General features: G+C 34.4%; 14 protein-coding genes. 13 read left to right on the top strand and 1 reads right to left on the bottom strand.

What is annotated here, in order from left to right:
- Positions 1 to 245: 245 nt before the first annotated feature.
- The 5 genes from ACFVAD_RS19135 (at position 246) to ACFVAD_RS19115 (ending at position 7,696) form a co-directional block, all read left to right on the top strand.
- Positions 246 to 641 (top strand): DUF4030 domain-containing protein, encoded by a 396-nt coding sequence (locus ACFVAD_RS19135; RefSeq protein WP_386643786.1) that lies wholly within the window; start codon positions 246 to 248, stop codon positions 639 to 641.
- 448 nt (positions 642 to 1,089) lie between these two features.
- The gene (locus ACFVAD_RS19130; RefSeq protein ID WP_386643783.1) at positions 1,090 to 1,656 is read left to right on the top strand and encodes a restriction endonuclease subunit S; all 567 of its coding nucleotides are present in this window, start codon (positions 1,090 to 1,092) and stop codon (positions 1,654 to 1,656) included.
- Positions 1,657 to 1,687: 31 nt separating this feature from the next.
- Entirely contained in the window at positions 1,688 to 3,280 is a 1,593-nt protein-coding gene (locus ACFVAD_RS19125; RefSeq protein ID WP_386643780.1) for a type I restriction-modification system subunit M, read from the top strand.
- Complete coding sequence (locus ACFVAD_RS19120) at positions 3,270 to 4,514, top strand: restriction endonuclease subunit S (protein ID WP_386643777.1); 1,245 nt, start codon at positions 3,270 to 3,272, stop codon at positions 4,512 to 4,514. The genes ACFVAD_RS19125 and ACFVAD_RS19120 overlap by 11 nt, the downstream gene beginning before the upstream one ends.
- 23 nt (positions 4,515 to 4,537) lie before the next feature.
- Positions 4,538 to 7,696: a type I restriction endonuclease subunit R gene (locus ACFVAD_RS19115; RefSeq protein WP_386643774.1), complete on the top strand. Its 3,159-nt coding sequence runs from the start codon at positions 4,538 to 4,540 to the stop codon at positions 7,694 to 7,696.
- 558 nt (positions 7,697 to 8,254) lie between these two features.
- On the opposite strand, the gene ACFVAD_RS19110 is transcribed toward ACFVAD_RS19115, so the two are convergent.
- Positions 8,255 to 8,530 (bottom strand): YolD-like family protein, encoded by a 276-nt coding sequence (locus ACFVAD_RS19110; RefSeq protein ID WP_386643771.1) that lies wholly within the window; start codon positions 8,528 to 8,530, stop codon positions 8,255 to 8,257.
- Between the two features lie 328 nt (positions 8,531 to 8,858).
- On the opposite strand from ACFVAD_RS19110, the gene ACFVAD_RS19105 reads away from it, so the two are divergent.
- The 8 genes from ACFVAD_RS19105 (at position 8,859) to ACFVAD_RS19070 (ending at position 16,646) form a co-directional block, all read left to right on the top strand.
- Positions 8,859 to 9,641 (top strand): hypothetical protein, encoded by a 783-nt coding sequence (locus ACFVAD_RS19105; RefSeq protein WP_386643768.1) that lies wholly within the window; start codon positions 8,859 to 8,861, stop codon positions 9,639 to 9,641.
- Between the two features lie 630 nt (positions 9,642 to 10,271).
- Complete coding sequence (locus ACFVAD_RS19100; protein ID WP_386643765.1) at positions 10,272 to 10,514, top strand: hypothetical protein; 243 nt, start codon at positions 10,272 to 10,274, stop codon at positions 10,512 to 10,514.
- A 27-nt stretch (positions 10,515 to 10,541) separates the two neighbouring features.
- Positions 10,542 to 10,952 (top strand): hypothetical protein, encoded by a 411-nt coding sequence (locus tag ACFVAD_RS19095; protein ID WP_386643763.1) that lies wholly within the window; start codon positions 10,542 to 10,544, stop codon positions 10,950 to 10,952.
- A 25-nt stretch (positions 10,953 to 10,977) separates the two neighbouring features.
- Positions 10,978 to 11,934, top strand: coding sequence for a hypothetical protein (locus ACFVAD_RS19090; RefSeq protein WP_386643760.1), 957 nt, complete (start codon positions 10,978 to 10,980; stop codon positions 11,932 to 11,934).
- A 103-nt stretch (positions 11,935 to 12,037) separates the two neighbouring features.
- Complete coding sequence (locus tag ACFVAD_RS19085) at positions 12,038 to 12,823, top strand: hypothetical protein (RefSeq protein ID WP_386643757.1); 786 nt, start codon at positions 12,038 to 12,040, stop codon at positions 12,821 to 12,823.
- Between the two features lie 306 nt (positions 12,824 to 13,129).
- Positions 13,130 to 14,413, top strand: a complete 1,284-nt coding sequence (locus ACFVAD_RS19080; protein WP_386643754.1) for an IS110 family RNA-guided transposase — start codon at positions 13,130 to 13,132, stop codon at positions 14,411 to 14,413.
- Between the two features lie 404 nt (positions 14,414 to 14,817).
- Positions 14,818 to 15,951 carry a tyrosine recombinase XerS gene (gene xerS / locus ACFVAD_RS19075; RefSeq protein WP_386643751.1) on the top strand — a complete coding sequence of 378 codons (1,134 nt, stop codon included), beginning with the start codon at positions 14,818 to 14,820 and terminating at the stop codon, positions 15,949 to 15,951.
- Positions 15,952 to 16,313: 362 nt separating this feature from the next.
- Positions 16,314 to 16,646 carry a hypothetical protein gene (locus tag ACFVAD_RS19070; protein ID WP_386643748.1) on the top strand — a complete coding sequence of 111 codons (333 nt, stop codon included), beginning with the start codon at positions 16,314 to 16,316 and terminating at the stop codon, positions 16,644 to 16,646.
- The last annotated feature ends 137 nt before the right edge of the window (positions 16,647 to 16,783 follow it).

Here is a 16,783-nt window from a genome sequence, read left to right as displayed (position 1 = left end):
TTGTACAATGTACAATCTCAGTTACTGGGTCAGATGGTTTTGTAGCACGTTATCAAAAGAGATTTCATACTTGATTTTTGTACTAGTGAAAAATTCTCGGAAAAATAAGGGGATTTCTGTATAAATAAGGATATTCAATTAAAGGGCGCTTTTCCTGAATAAGGTTAATGTTTTATTTTATTGAAAAATATCAAATGGACATAGTTTTGAAAATTGGTCATACCATATAATAGGAGGTGTCCCAATTGAAAAAAAGTGCTATTGGTATTTTTATTATGGTATGTATAGCAGTTGGTGCGATTTTACTTCTTACTAATAATTCCGAGGGTCAAGTTACTTTAGCTGAAGATCAGCAAGTTGTTGACCCTCAGACAGCTAACAAAGAGTTATCTATTTTAACAATGAGTATTATGGAAGGCTTAAAAGATTACGAGGTAGTTGTAGATATTCAATCTGAATACCAAAAATCAATTACTATTCAAACTTCCATAAATAGTACTGACGCAAATGCTAAGAAATTAACAAAAGAGATAGAGGATAGAGTTAATGAAATAATGAAATCTGAAGAACTTAATTCGTTATCTAGAATTGAGTCGTATGAGATTTATGTAAGAGATAAAGATGGTGAAAATCTAAATTAAGTTAGGATAATCAGCATTTCTTTAATAATGAAATGCTTTTTTTTAAAAAAACTAAACCAGCTAATAGAAGATCCTCAGTTATTCAATTAAAGGGAGCTTTTCTGGAGTAACGATAAAAGTCCAATTTCTCAATTTTAGTGCTGAGAAATTGGGCTTTTTAAATAATGTGGTCTTGACCCTACCCCTTTATTAAATGGAAGCATTTTTATATTTACTTATAGTGCAAAATAACGCTTAAAACAGGTGCAACTCCTAAAATGACACCTTGATAATACAGCACTAGAAATATAGAGTCAAAACTATTAAGTTATGACACACTCCTTATTTGCCCTTTAGCCCAAAATAAATAGTAATTCTTAAAAAATACAGAATTAATATTGACGAAATATTTCTCTATTGATATGTTTAATGTGTAATTCGTAAGAAATACATAAAAAGAGGGCGGGATATGAAATTTGAAGATGTTGTAACTGTTAAAATCGGAAGAAACCTTTCCAGAGGGAACGAGAAAAATGATTTAACTTTGGTGGCTTATTCGTACGAAGATTTAATAAACGATTTAGACGGATTATTCCTAGCCTCTAAAAATACTGGTATTAGTAACTATGAAGTTCCAAGCGATGGCTACTTAAGCAGTGCTGGAGATGTTGTTTTCAGTTTTGTTAGTTCCAGAGCTGCAATAGTGAGTGACCAAAACCAAGGGAAAATCATTAACCAAAACTTTGCGAAACTCATTATCGAACATGATGGATTGGATAGAAACTATTTATGTTATGCGTTAAATGAAGCAAACTCAATGAAAAAGCAGATGGCAATAAGCATGCAAGGAAGTACCGTACCCAAATTGACTCCAGCAATATTAAAAGAGTTGGAAATTAAGTTGCCAACTCTTGAGAAACAAAAGACCATTGGAAAAGCATATTTCTTAATGCGAAAGCGTCAAGCGTTGGCTAAAAAACAAGCAAAACTTGAAGAACAGCTGTATTTAGAAGTTTTAAGAAAACTAGATTACTAGACAAAACTAAAAAAGAAGTGGGGAACATACCATGGCAGGATTAAACCAAAAACTATTTAGTGCCGCAGACAACTTGCGAAGCAAGATGGATGCATCTGAATACAAAAACTATCTATTAGGACTGATTTTTTACAAGTACTTATCAGATAAGTTATTAGAAAAAGTGGTTATCATCGCTGATGAATCACTTGAGGAATACAACACACAAACTAAACAAACTCAATTGTATATAAATTTGTTATCTGATGATGATATCAAAGATGATCTAATTGAAACGCTAGTAGATACTTTAGGCTATGATATTGCGCCAGAACACTTATTTAATGTATTAACTGATCAAGCGAAACAAAACACGTTTCAGTTGAATGATTTAAATAAAGCCTTTATTGATTTAGCAACCAAATATGATCAATTCAATGGATTATTTGATGATGTAGATTTAAAATCCAAAAAACTTGGTTCAGATGATCAACAAAGAAACATTACCATTACAGAAGTATTAAAGAAACTAAACGATGTCGACTTGATGGGACATAATGGAGACGTAATTGGTGATGCTTATGAATTCTTGATTGGTCAGTTTGCTTCAGAGGCAGGTAAGAAAGCTGGAGAATTCTATACACCTCATGAAGTATCTGACATGATGGCTCGCATTGCTGCGATGGGCCAAGAGGATAAAAAATTGTTTAGCGTATATGATCCCACCATGGGATCGGGTTCCTTAATGTTGAATATTCGAAACTATATCAACTATCCAGACAGCGTTAAATATCATGGACAAGAACTAAACACAACAACTTACAACTTAGCAAAGATGAACTTGATCTTGCATGGTGTAGATAAAGAAGATATGCGTTTACGTAATGGAGATACACTGAATAAAGACTGGCCGACAGATGAACCTTACACCTTTGATTCAGTTCTTATGAATCCTCCATATTCTGCAAAATGGTCTGCAGATGACACATTCTTAGATGATTCTCGTTTTAACCGTTACGGAAAGTTGGCCCCAAAATCAAAAGCTGATTTTGCTTTTCTTTTACATGGGTTCTATCATTTAAAAGATTCAGGAACGATGGCAATCGTCTTACCACATGGTGTTCTGTTCCGTGGAGCAGCAGAAGGTGTGATTCGTAAGAAACTTTTAGAAGATGGCAGTATTGATGCAGTTATCGGAATGCCAGGCAACTTATTCTTTGGAACCTCCATTCCCACAACAGTTCTCATTTTGAAGAAGAATCGTGAAACACGTGATGTACTATTTATAGATGCGAGTAAGGAGTTTTCAAAAGGAAAGAACCAAAATAAACTCTTTAAAGCACACATAGATAAGATAGTTGAAACGTATAGAAATCGAGAAAATGTTGATAGATATAGTCACATGGCTTCATTTGATGAAATAAAAGAAAATGATTTTAATCTAAACATTACTCGCTACGTTGATACTTTTATCGAAGAAGAGACTGTTGATATGGCTGCAATTGGCTCAACCATTAAAGACATTCGAAAAGAAAAAGCAGCACTAGAGTCTGATTTATTTGACATGATTTCTTCGCTGCAATTTGAAGAAAAAGATGCAGAATGGATCAAGGGTGCTTTAGAGGTGTTTAATCGTGAGAATTAAACAAAGACCAGTAATTCGTTTCCCGAAATTCGAGGAAGGGTGGAAAAAGGGCCTCCTTTCTGAACTGATGGAATTTTCAAATGGGATTAATGCTCCCAAAGAAAATTACGGCAAAGGAAGAAAAATGATTAGTGTTTTGGATATTCTCGAAGATGGGCCAATTATCTACGATAAAATTCGAAACTCTGTGGAGGTAGATGATACTACTGAAAGCAAAAATAAGGTGGTAAACGGTGATTTAGTTTTTGTTCGATCGTCAGAGGTTCGTAACGAGGTTGGTTGGACAAAAGCTTATTTACAGGAAGAATATGCTCTATATAGCGGGTTTTCAATTAGGGGTAAGAAAATAAGAGATTTTGATGCCAAATTTGTTGAACTTAGTTTAAATTATTGCAATCGAGATCAAATAGAACGGAAAGCAGGAGGAAGTACACGTTATAATGTAGGTCAATCTATTCTAAAAAATATTGAAGTTTTAAAACCTTCTATCGAAGAACAAAATGATATTGGTAATTTCTTTAAGATAATAGATGAAACAATTTCTCTCCATCAGCAAGAACTAACCACACTTAAACAAACGAAGCAAGGATTCTTACAAAAAATGTTTCCAAAAGAGGGGGAGTCTGTACCCGATGTTCGGTTCCCAGGATTTAATGCTCCTTGGAAACAGTATAAATTAGGCGAAATGTCTGTAAGTTTTGAGTATGGACTTAATGCAAGTGCAACTAAATATGATGGAAAAAACAAGTATATTCGAATTACTGATATTGACGAAAATACTCATAAGTTTTTAAAAGATAATTTAACTTCACCAAATATTGATTTATCATCAGCTGAAAATTACTTGCTTAAAGAAGGTGATATTCTCTTTGCTCGAACAGGTGCGAGTGTTGGGAAATCATATATTTATGATAAAAAAGATGGAAAAGTGTATTATGCAGGGTTTTTAATTCGTGCAAGAATTAAATCTGAATATGATTCTAGATTTATTTTCCAAAATACACTTACTTCAAAATATCGTGAATTTATTAAAGTAACTTCTCAACGATCCGGACAACCAGGTGTAAATGCTCAGGAATATGCGAATTATTCTGTAATAGCACCAAATAAAGAAGAACAAATCAAAATAGGTAACTTCTTCAAACAATTAGACGACATTCTGGATTTCCATCAAAGTGAGTTAGATGCTTTAAAAGAAACGAAAAAAGCTTTTCTACAAAAGATGTTTGTGTAATTAGATAGAAAAGAGGGAGTAACGTGACCAAGATCGCACATAATGAAGAAATTGAAGTGGAACGTCGTTTAATTGAAGTGCTAGGGGAAGGGCATAATCAGTGGAATTATCGTCCGGATTTAAAGTCTGAAGAAGATCTTTGGAAGAACTTGCGTCAAAAAATCACTCAGAATAACTTATCAGAAATTGGGGAACACCCCATTTCTGATAAGGAGTTTGATTCAATCAAAACAGAATTACTCTCGAAAACAAAGACACCCTTCGATGCGGCTAGATGGCTCAAAGGAGAAAACGGAATTGCTCGGATTACGATAGAACGTGATGATGTATCTTTAGGATCGATGTCGCTGATTTTGTATTCCAACCAAGATATCGGGGGCGGAATCTCTACATACGAAGTGGTGCACCAGATTGCCAAACAAAAGGTAGATGGTGACGGCCGTGATCGCCGATTTGACGTGACACTCTTGATTAATGGGCTGCCAATCGTTCAAATTGAATTAAAACAGGTAAACGCCAAAGACGGCGTATTCCAAGCCTACAATCAAATCAAGAAATACGCAGAGGAAGGGATGTTTCGAAACAACATCTTTTCTACACTTCAGCTATTTGTCATTTCGAACGAACAAACGACGCGGTATTTTGCTAATGCGATGCCAAAAGACATGCATAAGAAATTTGTTTTTAGCTGGCGTACCACCGATAACCGAAAAGTAGAAAATCTCTATGAATTTGTGAAACAAGTCTTGAATATCCCAGATGCACACCGTTTGATTGCCAATTATACGATTGTTAGTGAAGATCAGGACAATAAAGCCTTGATGGTATTACATCCGTATCAAATTCATGCGATCGAGGCTTTGTTTACTTCTGCTATGAAACGCGAATCTGGATTCGTATGGCATGCGACAGGTTCAGGAAAAACGTTAACAAGTTTTGTTTCTACGAAGTTATTAGCTCGTAAACCCGGTGTAGATCGTACAATTATGATCATTGACCGAAAAGACTTGGACAATCAAACTACGACCGAATTCACCAATTTTGCTTCAGAGTTTAATACCGGTATTTCTTCAGGTAATGCCAAGTCTAATAGCTTGATTGTAGGTACTAAGAGTGCAAAAAAGTTAAGTGAGACTCTACTATCTGATACGAATTCGAATACTGTCATTATTACCACACGCCAAAAATTAGAATCCGCTTTGCGAATTGCTCAAAAACAAGAAGAAAAAAGTGGCACTCAGCGTTTTAAGAAACTGATCGGTCAGCATATTGTTTTTGTCGTGGATGAATGTCACCGTGCGTTAAGTGCAGAAGGAATGGAAGCCATCAAGGGATTCTTTCCAAACTCTACATGGTTCGGTTTTACAGGTACTCCGATATTTAATGAAAATAAAAAACAAGCGAAAGGTCAATTGGCACGGACCACGCGTGATCAGTATGGGGATATTCTTCATACCTATACCATTAAGAATGCGTTAGAGGATGGATCAGTTTTAGGGTTTCAAGTAGAACACGAAGATACGATTGAACCAACCTCATTATATAACTCTATTTTTAATCAACTGCGTCAGAATGAAAAAAACGCAGAAAACACTGATGATGAACTGAACGAGTTAATCGATAAGATGGATGGAATAGAGAAGGAAACTTATATTCCGAACTCTTCATACGAAAGTGAGGAACATATTCAAAAGGTCATACATAAGATCTTTCGACCAGATAACGCCTACACCAAATTTGATTTTAAAAATGGCCGTCCTCAAAAGTCTGCCATTTTAACAACTAGTTCGATTGATATGGCGAAACGATATTATCATGCTATTAAAGAGATGACGAAAGATCCTGAATGGTTAACAACCGAATTTGCGGGACATCCAATCCGGAAAGGTCGTACGATTGAAGATCCCGATTTCCCAAGAATCGCGATTACCTATTCGGTACAAGAAAATGAAGAAAACTCTAAACAATTCCAAGAGGAAATGAAAGGAATTATAAAAGAGTATAACAATTATTATCAAACAGCTTGGTCGATTGAAGATATTGAACGGTTTAATGGGGATATCAACAATCGATTAGCCCGTAAAAGAGCAGAATTTAAAGAATTTGGGAAACAAATTGATCTAGTGATTGTCGTAGATCGATTGTTGACAGGATTTGATGCACCAACGATTCAAACATTATTCGTGGACAGAAACCTAAGTTATGCCAATTTGATTCAAGCCTTTTCTCGAACCAATCGAACGTATCCCGGAAAGACTAAGGGTTTGATTGTAACATTCCGTAAACCTTCAACGATGGAGCAGAATGTAAAGGATGCGACGAAATTATACTCGAACGAAAACGATGATTCCCAACTTGTTTATCCGACGTATGACGAATCAAAAAAACGCTTCAAAAAAGCTCACAAGTCACTGCATACTTTGGTTCCAAATCCTACAGACATTAACGAACATTCTTCTCTCGAAGACCGAATCGAGTTCGTAAAAGCTTTCCAAGAGCTAAATAATGCCTTTGAGGCTCTAGTTACGTATGATGACTACAATGATGACATGGAGAAATCAAGAGTCCTTCAAGAACAGGTGAGGACTTTAGAGGAATATATCGGTGTGTACAATACCGTAAAGGGATCGTTGGTAGATGAAGAAGACGGTGATGGACCGAGCCCTGATTTCTCAGGCATTGAGTTCTATGGAGAAAATGCGATTAAACTCTACGACATTGATTCAACCTATATCGACCAATTATTGGGGACGTATTCCGCAAATAATCAGAATATCCGAAATGAAATTGAAAAAGCACTTCAAAAGTTAAAAAAATCAGAAGTAGTTAAAGAGGTCTACCGATCCATTTTAAACGCTATCGATAACAAAGAAATAGATTCAGAGGAAGATGTTTTTGTCGTGAAACGTCGTTACTTTACGCATTCCTACAATCAAGCTATTGAAGATTTTGCGAATGCTTGGTTTGTGGAAGAGCGAGAGCTGCATGCCTCTGCAGTTCAATATCAGATAGGAACCGATCCAATTCCAAATATCGGGGGAATCATCGACAGCAAAGACTTCAATAAATATAAAGTCGTACATCCGGAGGCAGTGCCGTTCAAATACGGACCAGAAATGAAGCGTCAATGGAGAAAGACATTAGATGAAATTATTGTCCCTTTAGATGACGAGTTGAGATAAATAGAGTTTTTATTTAGTAAAGTCCAACTGCAAAGGTATGTAGTTGGACTTTACTTTATCAAAAAAGGATATGGCGGAATAACAATATATTTAAGAAGCGTTAATTACTCCTCCTAGGCACAGAACCAGCAAACGGCGACAAAACAAGACGTTAATGTTCCAGTATTAGTTCCTTCAGAAAAAAACAATGAAGAATAACTATAGTTATAGAAAATATGAAGCATTATGTAAATTAGAAATATATAAGATATACAAATATGAGACTACGGGGGTCTAAATTCGATGAAATTAATCATAGCATAAATGAACTTAGATACAGAATCCAGTTCAGCGGATAACCAAGATCAATGAAGTTTGGGATCAGGTTATCAAAACTTAGACGTTTGTTTTTAACATCGAATGAAGCTGTATGCATTAAGACGCTTGCTAATTTCGTCACAGAACGTTTCTCAAGCATGATTAAAAGAACCAGTACCTTTTTCGGGATACTGGTTTTTTGTTGTCTTATTCTAAAGACGATTTTCAGGCTTAAGCCTGTTATTAATTTCAAGATGGAGTCTATTTAGTTATTGCGCTTGTGATAGTGAAAAAATCTATCGTTAATATAGAGTTGTGTTCATCTTTGACAATGACTTTTTTATTTATTGGATCAACCTTTGTAACGGTCCCAATTCTTGATGTAATGAACCCATTTTTCAAAGTCATTATTTCTAACAAAACTTGGTTTTCAAAGCTTTCTAAAATTAGCTGTTCCATTTCTTCAATTTGCCCCTGATCTAATTGCGGGCGTGGTGTTTTGTAATAGTCTTCTTGTACCTCCCAAAAGCAATACAATAAAAACTTATCTGGTTGTAAATTAAGGTAGTAGAGTCAAACTGAATGCGATCTTCAACTATCGGGCGCTTTAATTGAATGACACAAAACTCCTAAATATTAAGGAGTTTTGTGTCATTATAATAGAACAAATAAACCATTAAACAATTCACAAAGACTTTTGTGTCGCTCGTCAAATATAATTTACGACGGAAGGAGGCAGTTCATACTCGCAATTTAACTTCGTGTATAATATAAAATGTACGAACAACAGTAGCTACTGGTACAGTTTAACGACCATACAATCGGATATATATCCTCTACTAAAAATGTATAATGGAGTATTTTAATGAGTGTAAAAAGTATTTTTGATCACATAATTCAAGGAACTAACATGACCCCTATGGAGGTCACTGCATGGTTAATATTAACTGCTTTATTCATATGGTTATATAAAGAATTTAAAGAACAATATCAGAGAAAAGTTGATAAAACCATCCATGTAACTGAGCAATCTATGACACATTATAGCAAATTATTAAAAGCCTATTATAATGAAAAGCCCAATGATTTTTTTTCTTCTGTTTACGAGAGTCTTCCTTATATGAATGTAATTCTTATGAATGAAATTCTCAAAGAATTAGAGGATGTTTTAAAAAGTGAACAAGAGAAAATGACTAGTATAAAGAATAAGATATTAAATGAAGTTAAAAGCATAAAAAATGATAATAAAGAATGGAAACATATAAAGTTACCATTAGAAGGAACTTTATATTTTGTTAAAAAGTTTCAGGTCCTTTCTTATTCAATTGTTATGCCTGTTTTTACTTTGTATGTGGGAACATTCTTTATGCTCATTTGGTTTAGCGGCAGTAATGCTAATTTAAGCACTTTGCGTGTAAGTGCAATAGTTATAATGTTGTTTATGATAATAATTTTTCTTGAATTGTTAGTAACTAATAGGTTGAAATGGAGAAGTGTACCAATAATAATAATTAATCTAGTTTCTATACTGGCTTTAGTCTTACAATTTAAAATTAATTGGGTAATATTAACTATAGTAATAATTTCTTTCTTTATATCAATAGCCCTTTTGTTGATATTTGGAATAAAAAAGAAAAGAATTTTTTAAATTCATAATAAACCTAACAGCATTTTCATCTTAGTTATCTCACTTGTTTAATGGAACCTAGCTATCTAAAAAAATACAAATTTACAATTACTTGAAACAAGGAAGGTTTTCTTGAAACTAAGTTATACTCTGAAATTACCCTTAAACCCTCAAAAAATAATATTGAAAGTAAGTTATATTCTGGCTTCAAAGTATATGGATACATTGTGTTTGAAAGTAAGTCTAGACTTTTATAGACCGATTCCTTGAATCTCCTGTTTATAAATTTATTCTAAATATTGTAAAAGGGCAAAAAAATATAAACCGTCTGTCTTACCAGCTTTTCGTTTTTGGAGTTTGTTATTAAAGAAAACGCACAAAAAAATATATCGGTTTAGTGATTCTTGTCTAAATAGTTTAGAGTTTGGTGTCTTTGTACGAACAAAGGAGAGGGTATAAGAATTAATCTCTTCTTTTATATGTTTGCGTGAAACTCTAATTTAACGAACAGTTTATCTTTTGAATTCTATATGGTATAATTTACACATAAATATAAGTTTTCCCAATAATAGGTAGTCAAGGCGAAGGTAAAATATAATAAAATTACCAACATGGACAACCTCTTAATTACGATATGGAGGACATTATAGAATGGAATATGTTATCCGAGGTAAAAAATACTTAAACTTAACCCAAAGTGAGTATATAAGGTTACATTCCTTATGTGAACGTTATCCTAATTCTAAAAAAGGAACGTGGTCTTTTAAGTGTCATTTTTGTAATGAAAAGTGGTCATCTAAAAGTAACCTCCCCTACTTTGTTGGAGGAAAAAATCAATGTTCTATGTTCTGTTCAGAGGAATGTGCTTTAAAAGATTATGATGATGCTAAATAGTCAAAAGTGAAATGGTAGGCGAGTTAAATGAGAGACCAACTTATTAAGTCTATAAAAGAGAGTAATAGCTTGTTGCACGAAGCAAAAGAACGGATGAATAATTTAGGATTTAAGATAGTCGCCTTGCCAGATGAATGGTTTTTTGATGATCTTGATGAAAATGCCAGCAGCGAGATGGAATTGATAGAATACTTGTTTTCTAAATGGATAGTTTATCATGAAGAACAGCACAAATGGACAAAAATAGATAAACATGAGTCAATTCAATCTTTTATATTTGAGGATTTATTGCCTAAAGACTTTAATTCACCAAATTGGATAATTGAAATACTTTATGAAGTAGACTTTGTAAACAATGCTTTTGAGAATATATATAAAGGTAAATATACTCTTGAAGAGTACTTTGAAGACCTGTTGTCGAAAAAGTTAAAATCCTAAAATAGAAAGCAAGGAGTGAATTTTTATGAAATATACCATTCTAATCCCAATACATTTCTTCAATGTAAGTAGTTCTTTAAACAGAGGAATACAAATAAAAGACAATATGAGACTTTCAAATAGTAATACCTTTATTGAACAATTATTTACATCGACTGATATATATGAGTATGTGGGGGCTGTTGGATACCATGAATTAAAAGATTCTACTTATATTTATGCTGAGGGTGAAATTGAAAATTTATATGAACAATACGGTAAACAGGATAACTATCAAAATTACTGTTTTCTATACTTAAGGAACGTTTCAGCTTTTTTGGAGACTCTTTGGGAAGTGGAAGATCACAGTTCTTATGTAAGAGATGGTTTTATTTATCTACATAATTCTGATAACCCTAAAGATGGTAAACTTCAAAAATCCTCACTATCTGCTATACCTTCAACAAGTGAAGGTTTTCATGTTACCAGTACATTTTCAAGAGAACATATATTAGAAGCGGTAGAGATTTATAAAGATATCACTCCATTTGAATTTAATATGTTAATAGACGGGGGCAGATATCCTCAAGCAAACCCTTTAGGAAAAGAGCTTACTAGAATAGAACGATCTCAGGTCTTTGTGAGTATAGCCAGAAATCAGACAATACTTCCATTAAAAATCTTTAATTATTGTAATGCTCTTGAATGTTTATTTACCACAGATAATACTGAAGTTACTCATAAAATTGCTGAAAGGGCAGCCGCAGTCCTTGGAACAAGTCTAGAACAAAAAATAGAGTATTTTAAAAGTATTAAAAAAGCTTACGGAATAAGGTCCAGGCTAACCCATGGACAAGCTGTTAATGTTATTGAAGATGAACTCAAAAAACACTCCAAGTTTTTAGATGATATTATGAGACAATTATATCGAGCTAAACCAATAGACTTTACTTTGAATAACACTCAATTGGAAGAATACTTTTTGAAGATATTGCTTGATTAGTCTCCCTTTTATAATTATATAAAGGATAAGTATTGGTTTAGGAATAAACATTAATTCCCTAAGTTATTTAATATTAAGATTATTAATAAAGGAGATATTGGATATGTGGCTTTTTCCTATAACAACTCCGGGACCAGCAGCAGAGCTAGCAACTCGGGACTTTTCATCACACATTTATGTTTTTGAGCTAGAATTATATGCAGGTAATTCGAAGTATTATCTTGGTTCACCTCATTTCAATGATGTTGATGTTTCAGACCACCAAAGAGCTATTTATCGTGCCAAGAGCATAACTGCGATATTTACATCTATTCAGAGGCTAAGCTATTCCCTCATATGGGGTTACGATACAAGTAAGATTGTATTTTATTATAGTGATGAAGATGTCCACTCTTTTTCCCTGGGAGTATCAGATGAAAATATAGCCCTTGAAGAAATGGCAGATCCCTTTAAAAATCAAATTGTGCAACAACGGACATATGTTAATCAATATCATTCATATTTAAATTTAGCTGCAACAGATGACTTAGTTAGTAATGTTTTAATCTTGATGAATGATGCTTTTAATTTTGCACAATATTTCTATATTAACCTATATAAAATTGTTGAGACAATTGAGAATGATTGGGGGAAACAGGAGATAGTGCAGTTTTCTAATGTGGCAAAAGAGGCTTTAGAATATTTAAAAAGCGACAATATCAAAGGTTATATGAATAACTATATGGCATCAGGGTTATTCTCCCGACACGGATTTAGAAATAGACAACAAGCAGCTCCTTCTATAATTAATCCCCCTCCTGTAGATGAGATAAAAAAAGAATTAAAACGATTTATTAACGGTTGGTTAAACTATAAGTTAAATAAAACTACTATAACGTTTTCTCTCTAAATATCATGTAATTATGTTTAGTCTATATTCCAAATGAGGAAAGATTATGACAGTATTCATGGTGGAAAATGTAATACTTTATTATTCGTTAAAATTTTCTTTCACGCAAACTTGTCGTTTTTTGTCGAAAAAACTTTGAGGGTTAGGAATGTTAAATTCCCTTCCTCTCCTCAATAATATAAGGAGCATTCCTGTAATGAATGTTTTTGAGGGTTGAACAAAAAAAGAGCCCCTTGGTATGATACGAGGTGTCCAAAGCTTCGAAGCAAAAATGGACCCTTAATTTAGAACCAAGGAGGACTCAACATGCATTATACACAAAATCAGAAAATCTCTCAAATCACACCGTCAACTCTCATCATTGGTATTGATATTGCCAAAGACAAACACGTGGCACGTGCACAAGACGATCGAGGAATTGAATTTGGAAAACGATTGGTCTTTGAAAATCGAATTCATGGATTTCAGCTACTATTGGATTGGATGGAACGCCATCAAAAGAAAAACGGTAAAAACCATGTCATTTTTGGCGTAGAACCTACGGGACATTATTGGCTTAACCTGGCGTATTTCCTTCGTGCCAAAGGTTTTGACTTTGTTTTAGTCAATCCGATGCACGTGAAGAAATCAAAAGAGCTAGACGATAATTCACCAACCAAAAATGATACGAAAGATGCCCGCGTAATCGCACAGTTGATAAAGGATGGCCGATACTCCGTACCGAACCTCTTGGAAGGCATTTATGCTGAACTAAGAGAAGGCGTCAAATTAAGAGATCAGCTGACCAAACAACTCATGATTATCGAAGGGCGAATTCAAAACAGTATCCAACGATACTACCCCGAGTTCTTCGACGTATTTGGAGATTGGGAAGGAAAAGCCGCCTTGTGTACACTGAGGCTCTTTCCATTTCCCTCTCAAATTCGGGAGATGACACCAGAGGAAGTATTAGCACGATGGAAACCTTTTGTGCAACGTGGTGTCGGATTAAAACGGGCCACTAAGCTTGTCGAAACTGCTAAAAAAAGCGTGGGGATACAAATAGGCATTCGGTTTGCCAAACAGGAATTAGATTGTTTGTTAGATCAATATGACCTTTTTAAAAAGCAATTGAAGGAATTAGATGAAGAGCTCGAAGTGCTTGTAGATACGTTGCCAGGGGCCAAAGAAATGAAAAACATTCCTGGCATGGGTTCTACCACCGTCGCTCTATTCTATGCAGAAGTGGGAGACATCACGAAGTACAGTCATCCCCAGCAACTAGTAAACCTTGCAGGGCTCTCTTTACGAGAACATAGTTCCGGCAAATTCAAAGGGCAAACAAGAATCTCCAAAAGAGGACGAAGTCGTTTAAGAAGAGCACTATATCTAGCTATTCGCCCAATGGTTGCCCATAACCCTACGTTTAAAGCCTTGCATCAGTATTACACCAAGCGAGCAGACCGCCCGCTTAAGAAGCAACAGTCACTCATTGCCTTGTGTTGTAAGCTATTACGAGTGTTGTTTGTCATTGGCAATAAGCAATGTGAATTTGATGGTTCCTTACTGTTAAGAGGAATACCTCAAATTAATGAATTACAGGCTGCATAAGCCTATTATCTTACTCCAGAATAACTTGGTATATCTCAACTACAAATACCATTAGTGCAGAGTTGGAGCTTATTTATTCCATCCGGGCAACAAGACCCAGCAAAGGAGCATATCCAACCTCCACCTCATGGATACGCAGGACGAAGGAATGTGTGGATTACCATCCGGAGAGAAATGGGAGGGTTAGCGACCGTGACTTGCGTGGAGAACCTTAGCACGGTTATATGGTTTTTACCAAACTAGCCCAGTTTGGCTGTTAGGATGGCCCCCACCCTGTAAAAATTAGATAGATATTCAATATCTATCCACTCATGTTGGTGAGTCTACTAATTGGTGTTTTTGAAAAACGGAGAATACGTGAGTATTCAGGAGATATTTAAACTTTATAGAGGGAGGTATTTTGATTGGCTGGAAGAACCAGAGAACAGCAAATACACGAAAAGAGACTAGAACAACACTTACCTTCTATGCCGGACTATGTAATAGAGTTTATCCGATCAAAAAAAAGAAAAAAATATTCCCCTTCTACACTGCTTAGCTATGTTCATGAATATGAGAAGTTTTTTAAATGGCTACTTAAAGAACAGTTAATTCCTTTAGATGATAATGGTAATCTGGTTGACAAAATAAGAGACATTCCTTACTACGCCCTAGAGCATCTTAGAAAAGATAACGTAGAATATTATATCGATTACTTAACCGAAGAAGATCTAAATGTAAAAAAAGGTGTTATAAAAAAACGATCGGATGCTGCCATACAAAGAAACATTAATGCATTAAAGTCCCTCTTTAATTACTTAACTACAGAAACAGAAAACGACGATGGGGAATGTTATTTTTACCGTAATGTCTTTAGTAAAATTAGCCTTACTAAAAAGAAGGTTACAGCCAGTCGTAGAGCAAAAAAAATAAGCTCTGTAATTTTATCAGATAAAGAAATCCATTCCTTTATCGACTTTGTAAAACATAAATATGAAAAAGGCTTATCCCCTCGCGAACACTCTTCTTTCAAGAGGGATAAAGAACGAGATGTAGCTTTAATTAGCTTGCTCCTGGGTAGCGGGATACGTGTTTCGGAAATTGCCAGTTTATTAATATCTGGAGTTGATTTTAAAAGATGTGAAATTGACATAATTCGTAAGGGTGGAAAAGATGATACCGCTGACGTCCTCCCTTCTGCTATGGAAGAGTTAAGAATTTACTTGGATATAAGGAAAGAGAGATACAAAGCTACAGACAATGATCCTTATGTTTTTCTTACCAAGTACAACGGTGGAGCACAACCAATATCCGTAAGAGCCATTCAAAATCTAATAAATAAATACACAAAGGCCTTTAATGAAGGTAAAATCCTAAGCCCTCATAAACTACGACACACCTTTGCAAGTGAATGGATAAGGACCGGTGGAAATATTGTATTGCTAAGAGATCAGTTGGGCCACAGTTCTATTGAAACTACATCTCTATATACAAATCTTTCTCAAGAAGAGCGCAAAAAAGTAATAAATGAAATGGAGCAAGTAAGAACTCCCAAGTAAGACCTTATCAATTGTTTTTATTAAATTATGAAGGAGGAAATTACCGTGATTATCGAAATGCTAAAAATTCTTGTATTAATCGTTGGCGGTATTTCATTACCCTAAATGGATTGTTTTACATGATTATCCCAAAACTAAGTCCTGGAAGATTCTTTTTAAATACAATCTTCTTAGTATCAGTGACTTATATTTCATTTAACGCGGAGAAGACAGCTGCATGGATTGAGAAACATGTTACGCTACCTAATTTCGACCCTTTATATTTTTACGTCTTCGTCTTAATTTCCGTTCTTATGGTGAACCTTCTTAGCTTTAAGTCTAGTGGAAAACGCATATAAAATACAATAAAGGTGGTATACAAAATGAGTAATTTACCAGTGGATTACGGAAGAGATGCTGCATTAAACAAATTAAAGAACAACAATGTTTTCTCTATAGAATACAAGTTAGAAACAAACCAGGGGTCTTCTCTTGTATCAGTCTTCATAAATCTTACTGAGATATCACCACAACAAGGATATAAATGGCTTATAAGCATCCCAATGTATAATACTTGCTTCTTCCTCCCTGTTACATTTAGCACGGAGAGTGTAGAAGAACATCTTCATCATGCTAAAAATGATCAGAAAGATTGGAATAAAGAGCTGGCCAATAATATATATCTAAAAATAGAACAGATCCTGAATGAAGCTTAATCTGATAAAAAAGAAAAATTCTAAAAATAATGTGGTCGTTACTAATAAAAATATATTATAATTGAGTCATAGCGGTTTTCCTTTTTTCTTTATTTTTGCAATCATTTTATGATTAGCGGCTGAACACTAAACCATAA

The organism is Sutcliffiella sp. NPDC057660 (assembly GCF_042800035.1).
Lineage (GTDB): Bacteria > Bacillota > Bacilli > Bacillales > Bacillaceae_I > Sutcliffiella_A.
The sequence above is the reverse complement of the archived record's forward strand: the minus strand, read 5'-3'. Positions and strand labels throughout refer to the sequence as shown.